Source organism: Allobosea sp. 10N428 (assembly GCF_056394545.1).
In genome coordinates, this window is the sequence record NZ_JBFTIC010000001.1 from 621,839 (window position 1) to 644,062 (window position 22,224).

Below are 22,224 nucleotides of genomic sequence, written 5' to 3' on the forward strand. Positions count from 1 at the left end.
TTTTTCGCAAGCAGTCTGTAGCCAAACCGATTTCGCTTTGCAACCGGATATGCGCGCCTAGCCTCCCAGCGCCTCGGCGACGTCCTCATAGGTGCGCAGCCCCGTGCGCGGAGCATAGACCAGCACGGACATGTTGCCGGGTGCATGCTCGTTCTTCCACATCTTGTGGTGGGCGAACGGAATCTTGTCCCAGGGGAAGACCTCGGACATGCAGGGGTCGATGCGCCGGTCGATCACGAACTGGTTGGCGGCGCTGGCCTGCTTGAGATGGGCGAAATGCGAGCCCTGGACGCGCTTCTGCCGCATCCAGACATAGCGGGCATCGAAGGTGATGTTGAAGCCGGAGGTGCCGGCGCAGAACACCACCATGCCGCCGCGCTTGGCGACGAGGCAGGAGACCGGGAAGGTCGCCTCGCCCGGATGCTCGAAGACGATGTCGACATCCTTCTTGCCGGTAATGTCCCAGATCGCCTTGCCGAACTTGCGGGCTTCCTTGGTCCATTCGGCGTATTCGGGCGAATTGACCTTGGGCATCTGGCCCCAGCAGTTGAAGTCCTTGCGGTTGATCACGCCCTTGGCGCCGAGGCCGAGCACGTAGTCGCGCTTGGTCTCGTCCGAGATCACGCCGATGGCGTTGGCGCCGGAGGCCGCGCAGAGCTGGACGCCGAAGACGCCGAGGCCGCCCGAGGCGCCCCAGACCAAGACGTTATCGCCCGGCTTGATGGCGTGCGGGGCATGGCCGAAGAGCATGCGATAGGCTGTCGCCAGCGTCAGCGTGTAGCAGGCAGCCTCCTCCCAGGCGAGGTGCCGCGGCTTCTGCATGAGCTGGCGCGACTGCACCCGGCAGAACTGGGCGAAGGAGCCGTCCGGCGTCTCATAGCCCCAGATGCGTTGGGAGGGCGAGAACATCGGGTCGCCGCCATTGCACTCCTCGTCGTCGCCATCGTCCTGGTTGCAGTGAACGATGACCTCGTCGCCGACCTTCCAGCGCTTCACCTTGGAACCGACGGCCCAGACGATGCCGGCACAATCCGAGCCAGCGACGTGGAAGGGAGCCTTGTGGACGTCGAAGGGTGAGATCGGCTGCCCGAGCCCGGCCCAGATGCCGTTGTAGTTGACGCCGCCCGCCATCACGAGGAGCAGCACCTCCTCCTCGCCGATCGTCCAGGTCGGCACGACCTCGACCTGGAAGCTCTCCTGCGGCGGCCCGTGGCGCTCGCGCCGGATGGCCCAGGCGTACATCTTTTCCGGGACATGGCCCAGCGGCGGCAGTTCGTCGAGTTCGTAGAGATCCTTGAGCGGTTTAACGGCGGCCTGCGACTGCGACATGGTCGTCCTCCCTGCTCTCATCCGTCCTTGACCGAGCCTGGGCGCGTCCTGCGGATGTGGGTGCCGATCATGCACCATATGCTGCGCTGCGCCATTGATCTAAGGAATTACACCGCGGCGCAAAATTCCCTGTCTCAGCCAGCCGGAGCGCTTGCGTTTTCTTCACGCTTCCAGGCGATCTTCGGTGCCGGCGCGGCCAGGAGAAGAACCCATGCGCAGTCTGCTGATGATGGTCGGCCTGCCTGATCTGCCGATGCTTTCCGTCATCCTCATCGTCACGATGATCGTTCTGACCGTACTCCTGTTCGGCTGGATTTCCGACCTGCTGCTCGGGAATGCCGGCTTCGGGACGCTCTTCAACGCCGGGCTCATCCTGCTCGGCGGCTTTGCCGGGGCGTGGCTGTGGCATCGCTTCGGCGTTCCGACGCGCCTGGACCCCGACGCCTTGCGGGCAGCGATCGCGCTCGCATCGGGCCTGTTCCTGCTCGTGGTCGCCGCCGTGTTCAGGCCCTAGACGTCAGTCCGGCAGCGCCGCGGCGAAGCTGTTCAGATACTTCATGCCGGTGTCGCACAGGACGGAGACGATGGTCGCGCCGGCCCCGAGCCGTTCCGCAAGGCGCAGCGCCGCGACGACGTTGCCGCCGGTGGACGTCCCGCAGAACAGCCCGTCCTCCCGTGCCAGCCGCAGCGCCATCGCCCTCGCCTCTGCGGTCGAAACCGGCTCGATCGCATCGACGAGATCGGGCCGCCAGAGCGGCACGACATAGCCAGCGCCGACGCCATCGATCTTGTGCGCGCCGGTCGGGCCACCCGAGAGCACGGCCGATTCAGCCGGCTCGACCGCGACCAGCGCGAGCGGCGGCGCCAAGCGGCGAAGCGCCTCCCCGGTCCCACGCAGCGAGGCGGCGGTGCCGACGCTCTGGACGAAGCCGTCGATCCGGCCGCCGGTCTGTTCCCAGATCTCGCCAGCCAACCTGTCATAAGCGGCGAGTTGGTCGGTGTTGCGCATCTGGTCGGTCCAGAAGGCCCCGGTCTCGGCCGCAATGACGCGCGCGGCCTCGATCATGTCCCGCGTCAGCTTCTCGGTCATCCCGCCGCATTCGCTCGGGATGATCGTCAGTTCCGCGCCGAGCAGACGCATATGGGTGAGCTTCTCGCGGGCGAAGGCATCGGAGGTCACGATGTGCAGCCGATAGCCTTTCACCGCGCAGACCTGGGCGAGCGAAACGCCCGTGCTGCCGCCGGTATATTCGACGACGCTGCCACCGGGTTGGAGCCGCCCATCTGCTTCGGCGGCCTCGATCATGGCGAGTGCCATGCGATCCTTCATCGAGCCGGTCGGATTCTCGCATTCAAGCTTCAGCAGAATGCGGGCGCCGTTCTCGGAAACGATGCGGCGTAGCGGCAGCAAGGTGGTGCCGCCGATGCGGCTGAGAATATCGGCAGGCATGGCAGGCATCGGAAACCTCGCGATCGGCAGGCAATTAGATGTATATGCAATTATTGTATCTGCATGTAAATTGCTGGCATGCGAAGACTGCACGGATTACGGGAAGAGGTGCGCCAGTTGGCGGCGAGCTGCGCCGGGCTGACCGTCCGGCAGGCCGCGCGGCGCGTGACGCGGATCTATGACGAGGCGCTGAAGGATAGCGGGCTGAGCGTCGCCCAGCTCGGCCTGATGGCGGTGATAGCGACGAACGAAGACGACCGGATGGCGGCGTTGGCGGAGCAAGCCGGGCTCGATCCCTCGACACTCTCGCGAAACCTCCGCGCTTTGGAGCGCGACGGGCTGATCGAGATCGCGACTGTCGAGCAGGATCTGCGCCGCCGTGCGGTCTGGTTGACGGAAGAGGGAGTCAGGCGACTACAGGCAGCTCTTCCGGCCTGGCGAGGCGCACAGGCTCGCGTGACGGAGACGCTGCCTCCCGATCTCCTCCAGCGGCTTGCAGCGGCCAGCGCCGCGATGGCAGCGCCGGAAGACTAAACGTCAGAGCTAAACGTCAGGCCTGACCGCTGCGGCTGGCGGCGAGCATGTAGTTCACGTCCATGTCGCGGGCGGCGCTCCAGCGGCCGGTCAGCGGATTGAAGACCACGCCAGTCTGCGTGCCCAGCGCGAAGCCGTTGCCTTCGATGGCACCGCCAAGTTCGGCCGGCGTGACGAACTTCTCCCAATCATGCGTGCCCTTCGGCAGCCAGCGCAGCACATATTCGGCGCCGACGATGGCCAGCGCATAGGATTTCAGCGTGCGGTTGATCGTCGCCATGATCAGCAGACCATCGGGCTTCACAGCCGCGCAGCAGGCGGCGATGAAAGCCTCGACATCGGCGACATGCTCGACGACTTCCATCGCCAGCACGATGTCGAAGCGCTTGCCGGAGGCGACGACCGCCTCGATCGTCTCCTCGCGATAGTCGATGGTCAGGCCGCTCTTCTCGGCATGGGCGCGCGCGACGCTGACATTGGTCGGCGCCGGGTCGAGCCCGGTCACCTCCGCGCCGAGCCGAGCCAGCGGCTCCGACAGCACGCCGCCGCCGCAGCCGATATCGACCAGAGTCAGGCCTTCAAGCGCCCGCATCCGCTTCGGATCACGGCCGAAATGCGCGCAGGCTTCGTCGCGGACATAGGCGAGGCGCACGGGATTGAACTTGTGCAGGACAGCCATGGGCCCTTTCGGGTCCCACCAGTCGCGCGCGATCGCATCGAAGCGCGCGACTTCGGCCGGATCGATCGTCGATCCCTTTCGCTCAGCCGCAGCCGCCATGAACCCGTCCTTCGTTTATGCGATGCCACATTGACACCGCGCCTGACGCCCGTCATCTACACCCGCCCCGCCGCCAGTGCGAGGGCGACGTTTCGACCCGGCTTCTTCGGCCGGGGACAGCTATCGAGAGCCCGAATACCGTCATGGCCCGTCTGGTGATGAAATTCGGCGGCACCTCAGTCGCCACTGTCGAGCGTATCAAGAACGCGGCGCGGCACGTCAAACGTGAGTTCGACGCCGGCAACGAGGTCGCGATCGTCGTCTCTGCGATGTCGGGCAAGACCAACGAGCTCGTCGCCTGGTGCAAGGAAGCCGCGCCGCTCTATGACCCGGCCGAGTACGACACCGTCGTCGCCTCCGGCGAGCAGGTCACCTCCGGCCTGATGGCGATCGTGCTGCAGGAGATGGGGCTGCCGGCCCGCTCCTGGCAGGGCTGGCAGATCCCGCTCTATGGCTCGGACGCGCATGGCTCGGCCCGCATCGAAGGCGTCGACGGCGCCGGCATCCTCGCCGGCTTCGACCGCAATCGCGAGATCGCCGTCTGCTCCGGCTTCCAGGGCGTCAACCCGCGCACGCACCGCATCGTCACGCTCGGCCGCGGCGGCTCGGACACCAGCGCGGTCGCGCTCGCGGCCGGCCTCAAGGCGGATCGCTGCGATATCTACACCGATGTCGACGGCGTCTACACGACCGACCCGCGCATCGTCCCGAAGGCCAAGCGCATGGACAAGGTCTCCTTCGAGGAAATGCTCGAAATGGCCTCGCTCGGCTCCAAGGTTCTGCAGGTGCGCTCGGTCGAGATCGCCATGACGCAGCGCGTGCCGACCTATGTGCGCTCCTCCTTCGACGACCCCGAAAACCCCAATCCTGGCACCCTCATCTGCGACGAGGACGACATCGTGGAACAGCAGATCGTCACCGGCATCGCCTTCTCCCGGGACGAAGCCCAGATCACCCTCCGGCGCGTGGCCGACAAGCCCGGCGTCGCCGCGGCGATCTTCGGCCCGCTCGCCGATGCCAACATCAATGTCGACATGATCATCCAGGTCGTCTCCGACGATCAGGCGACGACCGACATCACCTTCACCGTGCCGACTGCCGATTACGAGCGCGCCAAGACGCTGCTCGAGAGCAAGCACGATGTGATCTCCTACCAGGAGATCCAGGGCGCGATCGACGTCGTGAAGATCTCCGCGATCGGCGTCGGCATGCGCAGCCATGCCGGTGTCGCGGCCCGCGCCTTCCGGGCGCTGGCCGAGAAGGGCATCAACATCCGCGCCATCACCACCTCCGAGATCAAGTTCTCGGTGTTGATCGACGCGGCCTATACCGAGCTCGCGGTCCGCACCCTGCACTCGCTCTACGGCCTCGACGCCGCCTGAGCCGCTGCCGCCATCGGCCGCATTGAAATTTCCCGCGTGATGCCGATCATCGCGTGGGCGGGTCGATGGGGAACGATATGGGTGAGGCGCCGATCTGGCTCTATGATGGCGTCTGCATACTCTGCGTCGGCAGCGTGCAGTACACGCTGAAGCACGAGCGCAGCCCGGCGATACGCTTCATCGCGATCCAGTCTCCCGAAGGGCGCGCGCTTGCCAAGCGGCACGGCATCGATCCCGACGATCCCGTGACCTTCCTCTTTATCGAACGCGGCCGCGCATGGCCGAAATCCGACGGCGTGCTCGCGCTCGTCGAGCACCTGAACGGCCCGGCACGCTTGCTCAAGGCCGGGTGGCTCCTGCCAAGGCCCGCGCGAGACTGGCTCTACGACCGTCTCGCGCGCAACCGCTATCGTCTCTTCGGCCGGAAGGACGCTTGCGGGCTTCCCGACCCGGCCCAGCGGCACCGCTTCGTCCTACCGGAGGCATGATGCGCAAGGAGCGCGTGTTGCTGATCGGCGCGACCGGGGTTTTCGGGAGCCGTCTGGCTCGCCATCTCGCCACCTTCGAGGGGATCGAGCTGATCCTGACCTCCCGAGAAGCCGAGAAGGCGCGGACGTTGGCGGACAAGATCGAGCGCGCAGCAAGCACGCGCGTCTCCGGCATCGGGCTGGATCACCGCCATGAGCTCGCGACCCGGCTGAAGGGAATCGCGCCCTGGCTTGTCATCGATGCTTCCGGACCGTTCCAGGGCGCGGGCTACGGCGTGCCACGAGCGGCGCTGGAGGGCGGCGCCCATGCGATCGACCTCGCCGACGCGCGCGACTGCATTCTCGGCTACGGCGAAGCTCTCGACGAACTGGCGCGGTCTCGCGGTCTCGTGGCCTTGGCCGGAGCGAGCTCGACCCCTGCCCTGTCCGCCGCGGTCGTGAGCGAGCTGATCCGAGATTGGCGGCGCGTTGACACCATCGACATCGCAATCACACCCGGCGGGCGCAGCGAGGTCGGCGAAGCGGTGATCTCCGCGATCCTGACCTATACTGGCCTCCCCATTCCAGTTTGGCGCGAGGGCGAGTTGCAGCAGACGACCGGCTGGCTCGACAGTCGCATTGTGGCGATGCCGCGTCTGCGGAGACAGCGGGTTGCGGCGGTGGAAACGGTCGACGCTCAGGCGCTCGGACCGACACTGGAAGTCGCGTCGCGCGTTGCCTTCCATGCAGGGCTGGAATCCGGAATTGAGCAGTGGGGACTAATGCTGCTGGCGCGACTGCGCCGGGCCGGGCTGGTCGGTCGCCTCGACGCGTTGTTGCCAGCCCTGCTCGCTGTGCGCAGGCTGACGCGAGTCACGACTTCGGATCGCGGCGGCATGCTGGTATCCGCTACCGGGCTCGACGCCGCCGGCAAGTTGAGGCACGCACAGTGGTCACTGCTCGCGGAAAAGGGCGATGGACCGCAAGTTCCAACGCTCGCAGCCGCCGCCGCAGCACGTGCTATCCGAGATGGCTTGCTGAAACCAGGCGCCCGCTCGGCAGGAAGCTCGCTGTCGCTGTCACAGATCGAGGCCGAGATGATACCTTATGCGCTGTCGACGCAGATCGAGAGTGCAGCACACAACGCCGCAATTGTCGAAACAGCGCTAGGCAAAGCGGCGTTCGGCGCGCTACCCCAGCCCCTGCGGATGTTTCACGGCTCGGAAGGCCATCCGGTCTGGCATGGCCGGGCCAGCGTCGCGAACGGAGCGAGTCCGATTGCGCGACTACTGCGCTGGATCATAGGCTTGCCGAAGGCGGGGGACGACATCCCGGTTACGGTAAGCGTTGACCGCCGCACTACTGAAAATGGCAGAGCCGAGATCTGGACGCGGAACTTCGGCGGCCTGCGATTCTCCTCCGAGCTTAATCTCGATGGGCAGAACCGGCTGCATGAACGCTTTGGCCCGATAGCCTTTCAGCTCGGGGCCAAGGCGCAGTACGGGCGCATCAGCCTGCCGATTGTCTCGGCTCGCTTCCTCGGCATTCCCTTGCCTCGTATCCTGCTGCCGCGCTCGGATGCGTGCGAGGCGACGGACGCGCAGGAGCGCTTCCACTTCGACGTGAAGCTGACGCTGCCCTTCGCCGGCCTGCTTGTGCATTACAGCGGCTGGCTCATGCCGAAGCATTGAGCGATCCTCACTCCGCCGGATGCGCTGCGTGTTCCGGCTCCCGCTTGCCGAAGAACAGCCGGGTCAGCCCGTCCGAAAGCCTGTTCATGTAGAGGAACAGGACGGGCGTGATGAACAGCGTCAAGACCTGCGAGATCATCAGGCCGCCGACAACGGCGATGCCGAGCGGCTGGCGCAACTCGGCGCTCGCGCCGGCGCCCAGCGCGATCGGCAGCGTGCCCATCAGCGCCGCGAGCGTCGTCATCAGGATCGGCCGGAACCGCATGAGACAGGCCCGGTGGATCGCCTCGTGCGCCGACGCGCCCTCGCGCAGCAGCACCAGGGCTACGTCGATCATCATGATCGCGTTCTTCTTGACGATGCCGATCAGCATCAGGAGGCCGATGATGGCGATGACCGAGAGGTCCATGTCGAAGAGCCTGAGCGCCCCGAGCGCGCCGATCGCGGCCGAAGGCAGGCCGGTCAGGATCGTCAGCGGGTGGATGAAGCTCTCGTAGAGGATGCCGAGCACGATGTAGATCGTCAGGATCGCGCCCGCGATCAGCAGCCCCTGGTTGGCCAAGGAATCCTGGAAGGTCTTGGCAGTGCCGGCGAGCGTGGTCGAGAGCGACTTCGGCAAGCCAATCTGCTCCTTGAGCGTGTTGATGCGGTTGACGCTGTCGCCGAGCGCCACGCCGGCCGGCAGATTGTAGGAAATCGTCACGGCGGGGAGCTGGCCGAGCTGGTTGACCGTGAGCGGGCCGGCCGTCCGCTCGACCCGGGCGACGGCACCGAGCGGGACCAACGTGCCGTTCTTGGCGCGCACCCGAATGGCGTTCAGATGCTCGGGCGTCCAGTGCTCGTTGGGATTGAACTCGACGACGACGTTGTAGTTGTCGCCGGTGGTGTAGATCGTCGAGACCTGCCGGACGCCGAAGCCCGAATAGAGGGTCGAACGCAGGATGTCGGCACCGATACCCAGCGCGTTGGCCTTGTCGCGGTCGATCGTCAGCGTCGCCTGCAAGGCGTTGTTCTGGAGATCGGTCGTAACGTCGGCGAAGATCGCGCGATCGCGGCTCATCGCATCCGCGAGCCGCAGAGCCCAATCATTCATCAGCGCCTGGTCGAGCCCCTGAACGACGAGCTGGTACTGGCTCTTCGAGGCGCGTGCGCCGATGTTCAGGTTCTGGACCGGCACCATATAGGTGTTGATGCCCGCCACCTGTCCGAGATCGCGCCGCAGCGAGGCGAGCACCTCCTGCAGCTTGGGGCGCTCGTCCAGCGGTTTCAGCTCGACGAAGAGACGCCCGGCGTTCAGCGCGCTGCCGCCACCGCCATTGCCGCCGACCGACGAGGCGACATGCGCGACATAGGGCGACTTGCGAAAGATGTCCGCAACCTCGGACTGCAGCTTCAGCATCGCATCGAACGAAATGTCCTGACGGGCTTCGGTCGAAACCTGGAGCTGGCCGATATCCTCCTGCGGAAAGAAGCCTTTCGGCGTCGTCTGCAGCAGCCAGACGGTGCCGGCCATCGTGAGAAAGAACGCCAGCAGCATCAGCGGCTGAAAGCGCAGGCAGAATTTCAGCCCACGGTCATAGCCGGCCAGCACTGCATCGAAGCCCTTCTCCAGCCAGCGGCCCAGCATGTTCTCTTCATGGTGCTCGGAGTAGCCCGAGAGCAACCGCGAGCACAGCATCGGGGTCAGCGTCAGCGAGACGAAGGCGGAGGCGAGGATCGCGACCGTCACCACCACCGCGAACTCGTTGAAGATGCGACCGATGACGCCGCCCATGAGCAGCACGGGGATGAAGACGGCGACCAGCGACAGCGAGATGGAGATAATGGTGAAGCCGATCTCGCCGGCGCCCTTCAGGGATGCCTCATAGGCCGAAAGCCCATCCTCCTCCATGTGCCGGACGATGTTCTCCAGCATGACGATGGCGTCGTCGACCACCAGGCCGACCGAGAGGGTCAGCCCAAGCAGCGAGATATTGTCGATCGAGAAATCGAGCATGTACATCGCGGCCAGCGTCGCGATGATCGAGATCGGCACCGCCACGGCGGGGATGAAGGTCGCGGCGATCCGGCGCAGGAAGACGAAGATCACCATAATCACGAGCGCGATGGTGAGCAGCAGGGTGAACTGCACATCCTCCACCGCCTGGCGGATCGAGGTCGAGCGGTCGTTGAGCAGGGAGAGCCCGGCTGCGGCCGGCAGCTGTTCCTGGAAGGTCGGGATCATCGCCTTGACGCGATCGACGACTTCGACGGTGTTCGCGTCGGGCTGGCGCTGCACCGCCAGCACGATCGCCGGCATGCCGTCATAGGTGCTGCGGGTCTGGGTGTTCTCGACGGAGTCGATCACCTTGGCGACGTCGCCAAGCCTGACCGGCTTGCCGGAGCGCGTCGCGATGATGACGTTGGAGAACTGGGCGGCGTTGGCGAGCTGGGTCTGCGCCTGGATGGTGAGCTGCTGGGCCGTATTCTGGAGGGTGCCGACCGGCGTGTTGGCATTGGCGGCCGTGATCGCAAGCTGCAATTCGTCGAGGCCGATGCCGCGCGCCGCCAGCGCGGTCGGGTCAATCTGGATGCGGACCGCGTATTTCTGGCTGCCCCAGATCAGCACCTGGGCAACGCCTTCCACGGTGGACAGCGCCGGCGAGATGACCTGCTGGGCGAAGGCGTCGAGCTGCGACAGCGGCACGACATCGCTCTTCAGGGCCATCAGGATGATCGGCGCGTCAGCCGGATTCACCTTGCGATAGCTCGGCGGCGTCGTCATCTCGATCGGCAATTGCCGGAGGGTGCGGGTGATCGCGGCCTGCACGTCGGCGGCGGCAGCGTCGATGTCGCGGTTCAGCACGAACTGGATGGCGATCGAGGTCGCGCCCTGCGAGTTCGTGGTCGAGATCGAGTCGATGCCGGCGATGGTGCCGAACTGCTTGACCAGCGGCGTCGCGATCGAGGTCGCCATGGTGTCCGGCGAGGCGCCGGGAAGCTGGGCGGAGACGTTGATGACCGGAAATTCGGCGCGCGGCAGCGCCGCGACCGGCAGGAAACGCCAGGCGAACAGGCCCGCCAGCACCAGCGAGACCGACATCAGGATGGTGGCGACGGGATGCCTGATGCAGAAGGAGGAAATGTTCATGAGCGCGCGCCCTCGGCCACCGGCGTGCTGGCAGGCGGCTTATCGCTCGTCGCGGCGCGCTCGCGCACCCGCGTTCCCTGCTTCAGCCGCATCTGGCCGTCAGTGACGACCCGCTCCCCCGGAGCGATCCCCTCCGAGACCGCCGTCTTGTCGCCGTCGCTCAGCGCGACCTTGATCTGACGCAGATCGACGGTCGAGTCAGGCTTCACCACGAAGGCATAGGGGCCCTTCTGCCCGGTCTGAACCGCCACCGTCGGAATTACGGTGATGCCCATCAGCGTTTCCGGGACGATCTCGACATCGACATACTGGCCGGGCCAGAGCGTGAGATCGTCATTGGCGAAGGCTGCCTTGGCCGTGATCGTTCCCGATGTCATGTCGACGGTCGAATCGACGAAGTTGAGCTTGCCTTCCGCCGGCGGACGGCCGGTATTCGGCACGCGGGCCGTCACCGCTATCGGTTTGGCGGCCGCGAGCGCGGCCTGCAGGGTCGGCAGCTCATGCTCCGGCATGGCGAAGGTCACGCGCAGCGGCTTCATCTGGGTGATGGTCAGCAGGCCCGTGCCGCTATTGTTGTTGCTGGCGTTGACGAGATTGCCCGGCGTGACCTGGACGGCGCCGATACGTCCGTCGATGGGGGCCGTGATTCGCGTATAGCTCAGCTTCAACCGGTCCGCGTCGAGCGTTGCATGGTCGCCCTGGATGCTGGCGGCGGAGCTGCGCTCGTCGGCGATTGCCTGGTCGACCTGCACCTGCGTACCGGCATTGCGCGCCAGAAGCTGCTTATAGCGCTCGAGATCGGCAAGGTTGCGCGTATGGGTCGCCTCGTCGCGCGCCAGCATCGCCTCGTCCTTGGCGATCTGAGCCTTGATGTCGCGATCATCGAGGGTGAAGAGCAGATCGCCGGTCTTGACGAACTGCCCGTCGGTGACGTGCTGCTGCATGATCTGGCTGTCGATCCGCGAGCGCACGAGCACGCTCGCAGGCGTCTCGACGAAGCCGATGGCGCGTTTGCGCACCGGGAAATCGACCTGAACCGCCGCGGCGGAGGCGATCGCGACGGGCGCGCCATCTGCACGCCCGCGCGCCGCCTGCGCGTTTTCCGAGCCGTGCGAGCGCCAATACCAGACGCCCGCGGCCGCGGCCGCGACGAGCATCAGCCCGGTGACAAAACCTGAACGCTTCATGTTCGCCCCACTCGTTCAGGCGGTCTGGCCGGCGGAAGCCGGCATCTGCATCTTGTCTTCCCGCTGGGGGCGGGTCTGTTCACGGATTGTGGCCAGCGTATCCAGCGCGGAAAGGATCGATCTTTCCTCCACCCCGCCAAGAACCTCCTGAGCAATCGCGGTGCGCACCTCATCGAGGTCGTCGACCAGCGCCCGGCCCTCCGGCGTCAGGTAAAGGCGATAGGCGCGGCGGTCGGCCGGGTCCTCGCGGCGCTCGATCAGGCTCTGCCCCTGAAGCCGGTCGAGCAACCTTGCGAGCGAAATCGGCTGCAGATCCATCTGCTCGGCCAGCGCCGCCTGGTTCAAGCCTTCCTGCCGCCGCAAGCGGGACATCACGCCCCATTGCGCCCGCGTCGTACCGTGCTGCCGCGCACGTTGATCGACATAAGTCCGCAGCAGGCGGGAGGTTTCGACAAGCTGGAACATGAATTCCCGCCGCAGTGGTCGCTTCATACAGAATCTCCGGAACGTAAGCCTGCTTATCGTATGCCAGATTACGGCGGTTTCGCGGTCGCACAATGTCGAACGCGGAATCGTGAGCAGTGCCTCAGCGTGGCGCGCATCCGATTTGCAAGGCTTGCTCTGGCCTCACGGGGGAAAGCGCTTCTAGACTGCACTCCAACCTTCCCTCTTTGAGAAGCCTTTCCGACATGAGCCAGCTCTTCAGCCCTTATCAGCTCGGCAGCCTCACGCTCGCCAACCGCATCGTCATCGCGCCCATGTGCCAGTATTCAGCGAAGGATGGCTGCGCGACAGACTGGCACACCATCCATCTCGGGCATCTCGCGCTTTCCGGCGCGGCGCTGCTCATCATCGAAGCCACCGCCGTGGAGCCGGACGGGCGCATCAGCCCGTTCGATGTCGGCTTGTGGTCCGACGAGACCGAGGCAGCGCTGGGCAAGGCGCTGGAAGCCGCCCGCTCCTGGTCGGACATGCCGATCGCGATCCAGCTCGGCCATGCCGGCCGCAAGGCCTCGGTGGCGCAGCCCTGGAAGGGCGGCGGCCAGCTCGGCCTCGACGAGGGTGGCTGGCATGTGCATGGGCCTTCGGCGGTCGGCTTCGAAAGCTATCCGCGCCCGCCGCGCGCCCTCACCCGCGACGACATCGCCAGCCTCATCGAGGCTTTCGCAGATTCGGCGCGGCGGAGCGTCCGGCTTGGACTCGCGGCGATCGAACTGCACGGCGCCCATGGCTATCTGATGCATCAGTTCCTCTCGCCGCTCTCGAACAAGCGCGAGGACGAGTATGGCGGGTCACTGGAGAACCGCATGCGCTTCCCGCTGGAGGTCTTGGACGCGGTGCGCTCGGTGGTGCCGGCTGGCTTCCCTTTGGGCTTCCGCATTTCGGGGACCGACTGGGTAGAGGGCGGCTGGGATGTCGAACAGAGCATCGCCTTTTCCATGGCAGCCAAGGCACGGGGCGCCGACTTCATCCACGTCTCCAGCGGCGGCCTGTCCACGGCCCAGAAGATCCCGCTCGGCCCGAGCTATCAGGTCCCGCTCGCACGGGCCGTGAAGCAGGCGACCGGGCTTCCCACGATCGCCGTCGGCCTGATCACGGAGCCGGAGCAGGCCGAGGCCATCATCGGCACGGGTGAGGCCGATCTCGTCGGGCTGGCGCGCGGCATCCTCTATGATCCGCGCTGGCCCTGGCACGCGGCGGCGGAACTGGGCGCCAGCGTCAAGGCGCCCGACCAGTATCTGCGCTCGCAGCCCCGGCAGTATTCCAAGCTGTTCGCCTGACCAGCATCCCCCTCGTCATTCCGGCTTGCCCCGGAATGACGGCGCATTTCCATACAGAACGATCCCCCGTTCAAGGACTCCCATGACCGCCTATTTCGACCTCACCGCCCATTTCGGCCGCATCGCCGCGCTCTCCAACGCCATCGGCATCCTGCAATGGGACAACGACACGATGATGCCCAAGGGCGCCGCCGAGACGCGGGCCGAGAGCATGGCGCTGCTGCATGTCATGCGCCACGGACTGGCGACCGACGCCCGCATCGGCGGCTGGCTCGCGGATGCCGAGAGCGACGGCAGCCTCGGCGTCTGGGAGAAAGCCAATCTGCGCGAGGTCCGGCGCGTCTGGACGGTCGACACCGCCCTGCCCGCCGATCTCGTCGAGGCGTCGAGCAAGGCGATCTCGGCCTGCGAGATGCGCTGGCGCCAGGCGCGGGCGGATTCCGACTTCGCCGGCCTGCTGCCCTATCTCGGGGAGGTACTGAACCTGCAGCGCCAGATCGGCAAGGCGAAGGGCGAGAAGCTCGGCGTCTCGCCCTATGACGCGCTGCTCAACGACTACGAGCCCGGCGGCAGCTCTGCGAAGATCGACGCGCTGTTCGACGATCTCGCCGCCTTCCTGCCCGGCTTCACCCAGGAGGCGATGGCGGTGCAGGCGCGCCGGCCCGCCCTGCCGGCCCTCGAAGGCCCCTTCCCCACCGAGACCCAGCGGGCGCTCGGCCTGAGGCTGATGTCGGCTTTGGGCTATGATTTCGAGCGCGGGCGCCTCGATATCTCGACACACCCGTTCTGCGGCGGCGCCGACAACGATGTCCGCATCACCACGCGCTACGACGAGGCCGACTTCACCAAGGCTCTGATGGGCGTCCTGCACGAGACCGGCCACGCGCTCTACGAGCAGGGCCGGCCGCAGGGCTACATGAACCAGCCGGTCGGCGCGGCGCGCGGCATGAGCGTCCATGAGAGCCAGTCGTTGCTGATGGAAATGCAGGCCTGCCGCTCACGTCAGTTCCTCGCCTTCGCCGCCCCGCTGATGCGGGAGAGTTTTGGGGGTCATGGCCCGGCATGGGAAACCGAGGCGATGTGGCGCCGCTATACCCGCGTCGATCCCGGCTTCATCCGCGTCGATGCCGACGAGGTCACCTATCCCGCCCATGTCATCCTGCGCTACAGGCTGGAGAAGGCGCTGATCGCCGACGAAATGCCGCTCGCGGAACTCCCCGAGGCCTGGAACGCCGGGATGAAATCCCTGCTCGGCGTCACCGTCCCGGACGACCGGGTCGGCTGCCTGCAGGACATTCACTGGCCGTCCGGCGGCTGGGGCTATTTCCCGACCTATACGCTCGGCGCGATGACCGCAGCCCAGATCTTCGACGCAGCCTGCCGGGCCGAGCCCGCTATCCTGCCCGGCATTGGCAAGGGGGATTTCAGCCCGCTCGTCGGCTGGCTGCGCGCCAATATCCACGGCAAGGGCTCGTTGCTCTCGACCGACGATCTGCTCACCGAAGCGACAGGCCGGCCGCTCGACGCCTCGGTCTTCAAGGCGCATTTGCGCCGTCGCTATGTCGAGGAGGTGTGACGGCCGCGACGTTTCCAGTCATGCTCGGGCTTGCCCCGAGCATCTCGTGACATGCGGGCTCCCTGGCCTCCTCCGGCAAGAGATTCCCGGGGTCTGCGCTTCGCTCCGCCCGAGAATGACGCCCGTTGGAAGGATGGCCGTTTCTCGATTCTCCTCAGCGGGTTGAACGGGTCGGCTGAGACGAAACGCGAATCCCTTAAACCAGAACGGCCGGTCCTTACGGACCGGCCGTCTTCCTATGAGGAGAGCGTGGGGGCTCAGCGCTCGATCATCTTGTTCCAGCGGCTGTTCCACTCCGGGCGCTTGGCGTTGATCGCGTCCCAGTCCAGCACCACGGCGGTCTTCATGTTGGTGTGGAAGGCCTCGAGCTTCTTCTCGGCGTCGGCCGTTTCGGCCTTGGCCTGCGGGTTCGAGGGCACGACATTGCCGGCCGCCAGCGCCTTCGACTGCGCCTCGGGCGAGAGCAGGTAGGCGGCGAGCTTCTGCGCCAGCTCCTGCTCCGAATTGTTCGCGATGACGCACTGCGCGACCATCAGCACGACCGAGCCTTCTTTCGGCTGGGCGTATTCGACCGGGATGCCCTTTTCCTTGAGGGTGGCGACGGCGGTCGGCGTCAGCGGGAAGATCGCGGCTTCGCCGGTCTGGACCATCTCGGAGATCTTGGCCGAGTTGGGGATGAACTCGAGCACGTTCTTGCCGATGGTGTCGCGGAACTTGCCGAAGCCCGGCTCGACATTGGCCTCGGTGCCGCCCTGGATGCGGTTGAACATCAGGAAGGCGTGCAGGCCGAAGGACGAGGCCGAGGCCGACTGGAAGACGACCTTGTCCTTGAACTTGGGATCGGCGAGGTCCATCCAGGAGGTCGGCGCCGCCCAGCCCTTCTCGTCGAACATCTTCTTGTTATAGGCGAGGCCGGTCATGCCCATGTCGATGCCAACCGCCATGTCGTCCTTCATGCGGGCGCCCTTGTCGAGCTGAGCCAGCCCGGGGCTGTCCTTCATCTTCTCGCAGAGGCCGGCGCCGATGGCGCGGACCATGACGCCGTCATCGAGGAACATGATGTGCATCTGCGGCTTGTCCTTGGCCGCGGTCGCCTTGGCGAGGATGTCCGAGGAGGTGCCGGGCACCACCACGATCTTGACGTTGTTGGCCTTCTCGAAATCCGGGAAGACGGCCTGGGTGAAGGTTCGCTCGAAATTGCCGCCGTTCATGCCGACATAGAGCGTCTTGGTCTGGGCGAAGGCGCTGCCGGCAGCGGTCAGCGCGAGCGCGGCGACGGTACCGGCCAAGGCGGTGCGACGAGTGATCATGAGTGGGCTCCCCTGCTTTGCGGCTCTGATTGCGAACGCGCATCCGAGCCGTGGCTGATGCGGTCCTGACCCGCCGGCCCGGAAGGCCGGCTGAAACGGGCGATGGAAAAGGCTTCGATCGGCGTCGAGGTGCTGCCGTCGCGGACAAGCTCGGCCAGCACCTCGCCGACGCCGGGCGCGATCTGGAATCCCGCGCCGGTGAAGCCGAAGGCGTGGATCAGGCCGGGCGTGGTGCCGCTGAAGCCGATCACGGGATTCCGGTCCGGCATCGACGCCTCGGTCCCCGACCAGAAGCGGATCGCCTGGGCATGGCGCAGCACCGGGAAGATCTCGGCCGTGCGGTTCATGATCGCCAGCGCCCCAGCGCCGCGCGGACGCGAGAAATCGGCATCGTCGAGCGGCAGGGCGCGTTCGCCGCCGACGACGCAATTGCCGCGCTCGACCTGCCGGGCATAGATGCCCCCGCCCTCCATGCCGATATTGACAGTCATCACCGGCGCCAGCGGCTCGGTGACGATCATCGACGGGTAGATGCGCGAGAGCGGCACAGGCTCGCCGAAATCGGCAGCGAAGCGATCCGCCCAGGCGCCCGCGCTGTTGATGACGATGCTGGCCGTCAGGCTGACGCCCTCCCCGGCCTCCAGCGCGAAGCCCTCGCCGTTGCGCGCGATGCAGGTGACCGGTGTGTTCTCCAGCACATGCGCGCCGGCGCGCCGGGCGGCACTGGCGAAGGCGGCCGAGACGAGGCGCGGATTGGCATGGCCGTCGCCGGCGCAGAGCGAGGCACCGAGGATGCTGCCGTCGATCCAGGGAAAGCGCTCGCGCAGGCCGTTATGGCCGATGAGTTCGAGGCCGAGGCCCTGATCGGCAACCTCGGCCGCATAGGCTTCAAGGGACGCCATGTCGCCCTCGCTGCATGCGAGCTTGAGATGGCCGGAACGCAGGAACTCGCCGTCGATGCCGATCAGTTCCTTGAGGCGTGGCCAGACGGCATGGGCGCGCTGCGACAGCGGCAGCTGCTCGCGCGGGCGGCCCTGCCGGCGAACGCCGCCATAATTCACGCCGCTCGCCTGCGCGCCGCAGAAGCCCTTGTCGAGCAGGGCGACGCTGAAGCCCATATTGCGCAGGGCCAGCGCCGCCGAAGAGCCGACCAGGCCGCCGCCGACAATGGCGACGTCGATGTCGAGATGCCGGTTCATTCTGCCGCCTCCGGCAGCTCGGCCGCCAACTGCAGGGCGAGCGGGATCGGCTTTACCGGAGCCTGCGCCCTCAGCCTGCCGATGGCAGCGATGGGCTTACCCGTCGCGGCGGCCAGCACCTCGGCGGAAGCCGCAGCGCACATCCGCCCCTGGCAACGGCCCATGCCGACACGGCTCACCGCCTTCAGCCGATTGATCTCGCTGATGTCCAGTCGGCTCGCGGCCTCTCGCACCGTTCCGGCGGTGATCTCCTCGCAGCGGCAGAGCGTGGTGGCGTCGTCGATCGCCCTCGCCCAATGGGCCGGGAAGGGAAAGGCAGCTTCGAGCACGTCGCGCAGCCGGCCGATGCGGGCAAGCTCGGCTTCGAGCGCAGAAGCACGCGTCTTATCGAACGCCAGGCCGCTGTCTTCCAGCAGTGCCAGCGCAGCACGCTCGCCGGCCCGTTCCGCCGCATCGGCTCCGGCGATGCCGGCGCCATCACCCGCGAGATAGACGCCCGGGACCGAGGCGCGGCCGGCGGCATCCCGTGTCGGCAGCCAGGCACGATCGCGCTCATTGAAGCGGAAGGCGCAGCCAGCGAGATCGGCGAGCTGCGTCTCGGAGCGGAGCGCAAGGCCGTAGCCGACGCCGTCGCAGGCAAGGCGCCGCTCGCGGCCGCCCTCGCGCCAGGCGACGCCGGAGACCCTGCCCTCGCCCTCGATGCGCAAGCCCTCGATGCCGGTGCGGATGGCGACGCCTCGCAGACGCAGCTCAGCGACGAAGCGCATTCCGCGCGGCACGATACCGGGATCGAGCGGCAGGGCCTTGAGCAGGTTGAGCTTGGCAGAGCTGGGGGCGGCGTCGAGCACCGCCGCGACCTCCACACCGGCCTTCATATACTGCCAGGCGACGAGATAGAGCAGCGGGCCGGAGCCGGCGAAGACGACGCGACGGCCAATCGCGCAGCCCTGCGCCTTGAGTGCGACCTGCGAGCCGCCGAGGGTGAAGACGCCGGGCAGCGTCCAGCCGGGGATCGGGAGGACACGGTCGGTGGCGCCGGTCGCGAGGACCAGTCCGTCATAGGCGGCCCGGCGGGTCACGCCGGCAACTGCGATGTCGGCGGTGCCGTCGCGCAGGTTCCAGAGCAGTGCCTGCGGCCAGTAGTCGATTTTGCCGTCGAGCGCGGCGAAGGCGGCGTGAAGCCGTTCGGCCTTGCCCGCCTCAGAGCCGTAGAGGTCCTTGGTCGAGCGGCCATCCTGCACAAGGCGCTGGCGATAGATCTGGCCGCCACAGGCCGGCGCCTCGTCCACCACCAGCGGGCGCAGGCCGGCGGCGACCAGCGCCTCGGCGGCGCGAATGCCGGCTGGCCCAGCGCCGACGATCAGGGGCTGCGGACGCGTGCTCATGCCGCCCTCCCGACGCCGGTCACGATCCGCATTCCCGGCTGCAACGGCGTCGTGCAGGCGCGCAGGCGCTCGCCCGTCTCGGTGGTGACCCAGCAATCCTGGCAGGCGCCCATCTGGCAGAAGCCGGCGCGCGGCTCGCCGGTGAATTCGGCGCGACGCAGGCTGTCGGCACGGTTCAGGATCGCGCTCAGCAGTGTGTCGCCGGCCCGGCCCTCGCAGGGCTCGCCATCGAGGGTGAAGGCGATGGCTGCATGATCCTTGCGGGTGATGCGATGGAGCAGCGGCTGCTTCTGGTTCAAAGACATGGCGATCACTTCTGACCGACGAGGATCTTGTCGAGGCCGAAGGCGCGGTCGAGGATCAACATGGCGCCTGCCGTCAGCGCGATCATCAGGGCCGAAACGGCCGCCATCATCGGGTCGATCGACTCCGTCGCGTACATGTACATCCGCACCGGCAGCGTCACCGTCTGCGGCGAGGTGACGAAGATCGACATGGTCAGCTCGTCGAAGCTGTTGATGAAGGCGAGCAGCCAGCCACCGGTGATGCCGGGCAGGATCATCGGCGCGGTGATGCGGCGGAACACCGTCCAGTGCGAGGCGCCGAGCGTCATCGCCGCCTGCTCGGCGCTGCGGTCCATGCCCGACAGCCCCGCCATGACCAGGCGCATCACATAGGGCGTGACCACGATGACATGGGTGACGACCAGCCAGGCGAAGGAACCGGTCGCGCCGATCAGGGCGAAGAGGCGCAGGAAGGCGACGCCCAGCACCAGATGCGGAATGATCAGCGGCGAGAGGAAGAGCCCGTTCAACGCATCGCGGCCGGGGAAATGGTAGCGGTCGATGGCGAGCGCGGCGGGCACCGCGAGCGCGACGGAGAGCGTCGCGGCCAGCGTCGCCAGCCACAGGCTGTTGTGGAAGGACGGCACGAAATCGGGGTGTTTGAAGATCGCCTCGAACCAGCGCAGCGAGAAGCTCGTCGTCGGGATCGAGAGCGTGTTCTCCGGTGTGAAGGCGACGAGGCAGACGACAACGAGCGGCGCCAGCACAAAGGAGACGACGAGGCCGTGGAAGAGAAGCGCGACGGGACCATTGCGATGCATGGAGCGTCCCTCAGCCCAGAGCCCGGCGGGCGCGCGTCTCGACGAGACGGTTGTAGCCCAGCATGATGACGAGGTTGGCGGCGAGCACGATGATCGCAATCGTGGCGCCCAGCGGCCAGTTCAGCTCGGACATGTACTCGTCATAGACCAGCGTCGCCGCCATCTTGAGGCGCCGGCCGCCGAGCAGGCCGGGGATGGCGAAAGCGCTGGCCGAGAGACCAAAAACGATCAGGCTGCCGGAGAGCATACCGAGCGACACTTGCGGCAGCACGATCCGGCGCAGCGCCGTGAAGCGCGAGGCGCCGAGGCTCCAGGCCGCGGCCTCGACCATCGGGTCGAGCTTCTGCAAAGACGTCCAGACAGGGATGACCATGAAGGGCAGCATGACGTGGACGAGCGCGATCACGATCGCGGTCTCGGTGTAGAGCAGCCGGACGGGGCTCAGGCCCAGAGCCTGCAGCGCCTGGTTCAGCAAGCCGGCGGAACCGAGCAGCATGCTCCAGCCGAAGGCGCGCACCACCACCGAGACGAGCAGCGGGCCGATGATGACGAGCAGGAAGATCGAGCGCCAGGGATCGCCCATGCGCGCCAGCACATAGGCCTCGGGTGCGCCGATCACGGCGCAGATCAGCGTCGTCAGCGCAGCCAGGCGAAGCGTGCGCCAGAAGATCGTGAGGTAATAATCGTCGGATGCGACGGTCAGGTAATGCTTGAGGGTGAAGCTGTTCTGGATGCCCGTGGTGTGATCATAGGCATGGAAGGACAGGATCACAGTCAGGATGAGCGGCAGGACCACCAATCCGAGGAACAGCAGCGTCGCCGGCGAGACGAGCAGCCATGGCGCCAGACCGCGCTGCCCGGTCATGCCGCCGCTCCCGCAGTCGCGACGACGGCACTGTCCGGCTGCCAGTGGAGCGCAACGCTTTCGCCTTCGCCAGCCGGCTCGCCACCCTGGTTCGGCGCCGAGACCAGGATCGGCCCGACCGGCGTCTCGACATTGAGGAGCCAATAGCTGCCGAGGAAGAAGCGGCTGGTGACCCTCCCGTCCAATAAACCCTGGCCGGCCGGCTTCAGCAGGATCTTCTCGGGCCGCAGCGTCAGGATAGCCGCAGAACCATCGGGCAGGCTCGCCGCCTCGCTGGGCAGCGCGACGCCGCCGGCCTCGGCCCTGCCCGCACGCCAGACCGCATCGATGCGGTTCATCTTGCCGACGAAGGAGGAGATGAAGGCCGTCGCCGGGCGCTCGTAGAGGCGATAGGGCGCGTCGATCTGCGTCATGCGCCCCTGCTCCATCACCACGACGCGGTCGCTGATCGAGAGCGCCTCGGCCTGGTCGTGCGTGACCATGATCGTGGTCGTGCCGACGCTGCGCTGGATGCGGCGTAATTCGAACTGCATCTCCTCGCGCAACTTGGCGTCGAGATTGGAGAGCGGCTCGTCGAGCAGCAGCACCGGCGGCTCGATGACGAGCGCGCGGGCAATGGCGACGCGCTGGCGCTGGCCGCCCGAGAGCTGACGCGGATAACGCTCGGCAAAAGGCGCGAGATGGACGAGGCCGAGGATCTCCTTGACGCGCCGGTCGCGCTCGGCCTTGGCGACCTTGCGCATCTCCAAGCCGAAGGCGACGTTCTCAGCCACCGTCATATGCGGAAAGAGCGCATAGCTCTGGAAGACGATGCCGAGACCGCGGCGGCTTGGCTTCTCGCGGGTGATGTCGCGTCCATCGAGGGTGATCGCGCCCTTGGTCGGCTCGACCAGCCCCGCGATCATCTGCAGCGTCGTCGTCTTGCCACAGCCGGAAGGGCCGAGCAGCGAGACGAACTCGCCCTTGGCGACGCTGAGATCGACATCCCTGACGGCGGTGAAGTCGCCGAAGACCTTGCTCAGCGATTGCAGCGTCAGGAAGCCCATGAACACCTC

The 22,224-nt window shown here is 66.7% G+C and carries 20 protein-coding genes; 7 read left to right on the top strand and 13 right to left on the bottom strand.

Translation table 11 applies throughout. The annotated features are described in order from the left end of the window. Positions 1–57: 57 nt before the first annotated feature. The gene (gene ccrA / locus AC1DDA_RS02920; protein ID WP_476794563.1) at positions 58–1,329 is read right to left on the bottom strand and encodes a crotonyl-CoA carboxylase/reductase; all 1,272 of its coding nucleotides are present in this window, start codon (positions 1,327–1,329) and stop codon (positions 58–60) included. 211 nt (positions 1,330–1,540) lie between these two features. On the opposite strand from ccrA, the gene AC1DDA_RS02925 reads away from it, so the two are divergent. Then, the gene (locus AC1DDA_RS02925; RefSeq protein WP_476794564.1) at positions 1,541–1,843 is read left to right on the top strand and encodes a hypothetical protein; all 303 of its coding nucleotides are present in this window, start codon (positions 1,541–1,543) and stop codon (positions 1,841–1,843) included. Positions 1,844–1,846: 3 nt separating this feature from the next. Here the strand turns inward: AC1DDA_RS02925 and AC1DDA_RS02930 are convergent, their stop codons facing one another. Then, positions 1,847–2,788 (bottom strand): PLP-dependent cysteine synthase family protein, encoded by a 942-nt coding sequence (locus AC1DDA_RS02930; protein WP_476794565.1) that lies wholly within the window; start codon positions 2,786–2,788, stop codon positions 1,847–1,849. Positions 2,789–2,857: 69 nt separating this feature from the next. Between AC1DDA_RS02930 and AC1DDA_RS02935 the strand changes: the two genes are divergently transcribed. Further along, a complete protein-coding gene (locus tag AC1DDA_RS02935) occupies positions 2,858–3,313 on the top strand; it encodes a MarR family winged helix-turn-helix transcriptional regulator (RefSeq protein ID WP_476794566.1) in 456 nt (151 codons plus the stop codon). Positions 3,314–3,329: 16 nt separating this feature from the next. Here the strand turns inward: AC1DDA_RS02935 and ubiG are convergent, their stop codons facing one another. Beyond that, positions 3,330–4,091 carry a bifunctional 2-polyprenyl-6-hydroxyphenol methylase/3-demethylubiquinol 3-O-methyltransferase UbiG gene (gene ubiG, locus AC1DDA_RS02940; protein ID WP_476794567.1) on the bottom strand — a complete coding sequence of 254 codons (762 nt, stop codon included), beginning with the start codon at positions 4,089–4,091 and terminating at the stop codon, positions 3,330–3,332. A gap of 143 nt (positions 4,092–4,234) precedes the next feature. Here ubiG and AC1DDA_RS02945 point away from each other — a divergent pair, with 143 nt between their 5' ends. From AC1DDA_RS02945 to AC1DDA_RS02955, 3 genes are all read left to right on the top strand, one after another. Then, on the top strand, positions 4,235–5,473 hold the full coding sequence (locus AC1DDA_RS02945; RefSeq protein WP_441512449.1) for an aspartate kinase: 1,239 nt from the start codon (positions 4,235–4,237) through the stop codon (positions 5,471–5,473). Positions 5,474–5,550: 77 nt separating this feature from the next. Then, on the top strand, positions 5,551–5,961 hold the full coding sequence (locus AC1DDA_RS02950) for a thiol-disulfide oxidoreductase DCC family protein (RefSeq protein WP_476794568.1): 411 nt from the start codon (positions 5,551–5,553) through the stop codon (positions 5,959–5,961). Continuing rightward, positions 5,961–7,631 (top strand): SDR family oxidoreductase, encoded by a 1,671-nt coding sequence (locus AC1DDA_RS02955; protein ID WP_476794569.1) that lies wholly within the window; start codon positions 5,961–5,963, stop codon positions 7,629–7,631. Before AC1DDA_RS02950 ends, AC1DDA_RS02955 begins: the two co-directional genes overlap by 1 nt. 7 nt (positions 7,632–7,638) lie before the next feature. On the opposite strand, the gene AC1DDA_RS02960 is transcribed toward AC1DDA_RS02955, so the two are convergent. The 3 genes from AC1DDA_RS02960 to AC1DDA_RS02970 are packed head-to-tail and all read right to left on the bottom strand — an operon-like array spanning position 7,639 to position 12,440. Further along, entirely contained in the window at positions 7,639–10,761 is a 3,123-nt protein-coding gene (locus tag AC1DDA_RS02960) for an efflux RND transporter permease subunit (protein WP_476794570.1), read from the bottom strand. Next, positions 10,758–11,948, bottom strand: coding sequence for an efflux RND transporter periplasmic adaptor subunit (locus AC1DDA_RS02965; RefSeq protein ID WP_476794571.1), 1,191 nt, complete (start codon positions 11,946–11,948; stop codon positions 10,758–10,760). The genes AC1DDA_RS02960 and AC1DDA_RS02965 overlap by 4 nt, the downstream gene beginning before the upstream one ends. 15 nt (positions 11,949–11,963) lie before the next feature. Further along, positions 11,964–12,440 carry a MarR family winged helix-turn-helix transcriptional regulator gene (locus tag AC1DDA_RS02970; RefSeq protein WP_441512446.1) on the bottom strand — a complete coding sequence of 159 codons (477 nt, stop codon included), beginning with the start codon at positions 12,438–12,440 and terminating at the stop codon, positions 11,964–11,966. 197 nt (positions 12,441–12,637) lie between these two features. On the opposite strand from AC1DDA_RS02970, the gene AC1DDA_RS02975 reads away from it, so the two are divergent. Both AC1DDA_RS02975 and AC1DDA_RS02980 read left to right on the top strand, forming a co-directional pair. Then, a complete protein-coding gene (locus AC1DDA_RS02975) occupies positions 12,638–13,729 on the top strand; it encodes an NADH:flavin oxidoreductase/NADH oxidase (RefSeq protein WP_476794572.1) in 1,092 nt (363 codons plus the stop codon). 82 nt (positions 13,730–13,811) lie between these two features. Next, on the top strand, positions 13,812–15,305 hold the full coding sequence (locus tag AC1DDA_RS02980; RefSeq protein ID WP_476794573.1) for a carboxypeptidase M32: 1,494 nt from the start codon (positions 13,812–13,814) through the stop codon (positions 15,303–15,305). Positions 15,306–15,562: 257 nt separating this feature from the next. On the opposite strand, the gene AC1DDA_RS02985 is transcribed toward AC1DDA_RS02980, so the two are convergent. From AC1DDA_RS02985 to AC1DDA_RS03015, 7 genes are read right to left on the bottom strand one after another with little or no spacing between them, the layout of a single operon-like run. Then, positions 15,563–16,615, bottom strand: a complete 1,053-nt coding sequence (locus AC1DDA_RS02985) for an ABC transporter substrate-binding protein (RefSeq protein ID WP_441512443.1) — start codon at positions 16,613–16,615, stop codon at positions 15,563–15,565. Beyond that, positions 16,612–17,814 (bottom strand): NAD(P)/FAD-dependent oxidoreductase, encoded by a 1,203-nt coding sequence (locus AC1DDA_RS02990; protein ID WP_476794574.1) that lies wholly within the window; start codon positions 17,812–17,814, stop codon positions 16,612–16,614. The genes AC1DDA_RS02985 and AC1DDA_RS02990 overlap by 4 nt, the downstream gene beginning before the upstream one ends. Then, positions 17,811–19,199, bottom strand: coding sequence for an FAD/NAD(P)-dependent oxidoreductase (locus AC1DDA_RS02995; protein WP_476794575.1), 1,389 nt, complete (start codon positions 19,197–19,199; stop codon positions 17,811–17,813). Before AC1DDA_RS02995 ends, AC1DDA_RS02990 begins: the two co-directional genes overlap by 4 nt. After that, entirely contained in the window at positions 19,196–19,504 is a 309-nt protein-coding gene (locus AC1DDA_RS03000) for a (2Fe-2S)-binding protein (protein WP_476794576.1), read from the bottom strand. Before AC1DDA_RS03000 ends, AC1DDA_RS02995 begins: the two co-directional genes overlap by 4 nt. Positions 19,505–19,509: 5 nt before the next feature. Further along, the gene (locus AC1DDA_RS03005; RefSeq protein WP_441512439.1) at positions 19,510–20,304 is read right to left on the bottom strand and encodes an ABC transporter permease; all 795 of its coding nucleotides are present in this window, start codon (positions 20,302–20,304) and stop codon (positions 19,510–19,512) included. Positions 20,305–20,314: 10 nt separating this feature from the next. After that, the gene (locus AC1DDA_RS03010; RefSeq protein ID WP_476794577.1) at positions 20,315–21,169 is read right to left on the bottom strand and encodes an ABC transporter permease; all 855 of its coding nucleotides are present in this window, start codon (positions 21,167–21,169) and stop codon (positions 20,315–20,317) included. Further along, complete coding sequence (locus AC1DDA_RS03015) at positions 21,166–22,215, bottom strand: ABC transporter ATP-binding protein (RefSeq protein ID WP_441512437.1); 1,050 nt, start codon at positions 22,213–22,215, stop codon at positions 21,166–21,168. The genes AC1DDA_RS03010 and AC1DDA_RS03015 overlap by 4 nt, the downstream gene beginning before the upstream one ends. Between the last annotated feature and the right edge of the window lie 9 nt (positions 22,216–22,224).

Excerpts from the sequence above, each read along its gene's own strand:
- ccrA (WP_476794563.1), bottom strand. The coding sequence starts at position 1,329 with ATGTCGCAGTCGCAGGCCGCCGTTAAACCGCTCAAGGATCTCTACGAA.
- AC1DDA_RS02925 (WP_476794564.1), top strand. The coding sequence starts at position 1,541 with ATGCGCAGTCTGCTGATGATGGTCGGCCTGCCTGATCTGCCGATGCTT.
- AC1DDA_RS02930 (WP_476794565.1), bottom strand. The coding sequence starts at position 2,788 with ATGCCTGCCATGCCTGCCGATATTCTCAGCCGCATCGGCGGCACCACC.
- AC1DDA_RS02935 (WP_476794566.1), top strand. The coding sequence starts at position 2,858 with ATGCGAAGACTGCACGGATTACGGGAAGAGGTGCGCCAGTTGGCGGCG.
- ubiG (WP_476794567.1), bottom strand. The coding sequence starts at position 4,091 with ATGGCGGCTGCGGCTGAGCGAAAGGGATCGACGATCGATCCGGCCGAA.
- AC1DDA_RS02945 (WP_441512449.1), top strand. The coding sequence starts at position 4,235 with ATGGCCCGTCTGGTGATGAAATTCGGCGGCACCTCAGTCGCCACTGTC.
- AC1DDA_RS02950 (WP_476794568.1), top strand. The coding sequence starts at position 5,551 with ATGGGTGAGGCGCCGATCTGGCTCTATGATGGCGTCTGCATACTCTGC.
- AC1DDA_RS02955 (WP_476794569.1), top strand. The coding sequence starts at position 5,961 with ATGCGCAAGGAGCGCGTGTTGCTGATCGGCGCGACCGGGGTTTTCGGG.
- AC1DDA_RS02960 (WP_476794570.1), bottom strand. The coding sequence starts at position 10,761 with ATGAACATTTCCTCCTTCTGCATCAGGCATCCCGTCGCCACCATCCTG.
- AC1DDA_RS02965 (WP_476794571.1), bottom strand. The coding sequence starts at position 11,948 with ATGAAGCGTTCAGGTTTTGTCACCGGGCTGATGCTCGTCGCGGCCGCG.
- AC1DDA_RS02970 (WP_441512446.1), bottom strand. The coding sequence starts at position 12,440 with ATGAAGCGACCACTGCGGCGGGAATTCATGTTCCAGCTTGTCGAAACC.
- AC1DDA_RS02975 (WP_476794572.1), top strand. The coding sequence starts at position 12,638 with ATGAGCCAGCTCTTCAGCCCTTATCAGCTCGGCAGCCTCACGCTCGCC.
- AC1DDA_RS02980 (WP_476794573.1), top strand. The coding sequence starts at position 13,812 with ATGACCGCCTATTTCGACCTCACCGCCCATTTCGGCCGCATCGCCGCG.
- AC1DDA_RS02985 (WP_441512443.1), bottom strand. The coding sequence starts at position 16,615 with ATGATCACTCGTCGCACCGCCTTGGCCGGTACCGTCGCCGCGCTCGCG.
- AC1DDA_RS02990 (WP_476794574.1), bottom strand. The coding sequence starts at position 17,814 with ATGAACCGGCATCTCGACATCGACGTCGCCATTGTCGGCGGCGGCCTG.
- AC1DDA_RS02995 (WP_476794575.1), bottom strand. The coding sequence starts at position 19,199 with ATGAGCACGCGTCCGCAGCCCCTGATCGTCGGCGCTGGGCCAGCCGGC.
- AC1DDA_RS03000 (WP_476794576.1), bottom strand. The coding sequence starts at position 19,504 with ATGTCTTTGAACCAGAAGCAGCCGCTGCTCCATCGCATCACCCGCAAG.
- AC1DDA_RS03005 (WP_441512439.1), bottom strand. The coding sequence starts at position 20,304 with ATGCATCGCAATGGTCCCGTCGCGCTTCTCTTCCACGGCCTCGTCGTC.
- AC1DDA_RS03010 (WP_476794577.1), bottom strand. The coding sequence starts at position 21,169 with ATGACCGGGCAGCGCGGTCTGGCGCCATGGCTGCTCGTCTCGCCGGCG.
- AC1DDA_RS03015 (WP_441512437.1), bottom strand. The coding sequence starts at position 22,215 with ATGGGCTTCCTGACGCTGCAATCGCTGAGCAAGGTCTTCGGCGACTTC.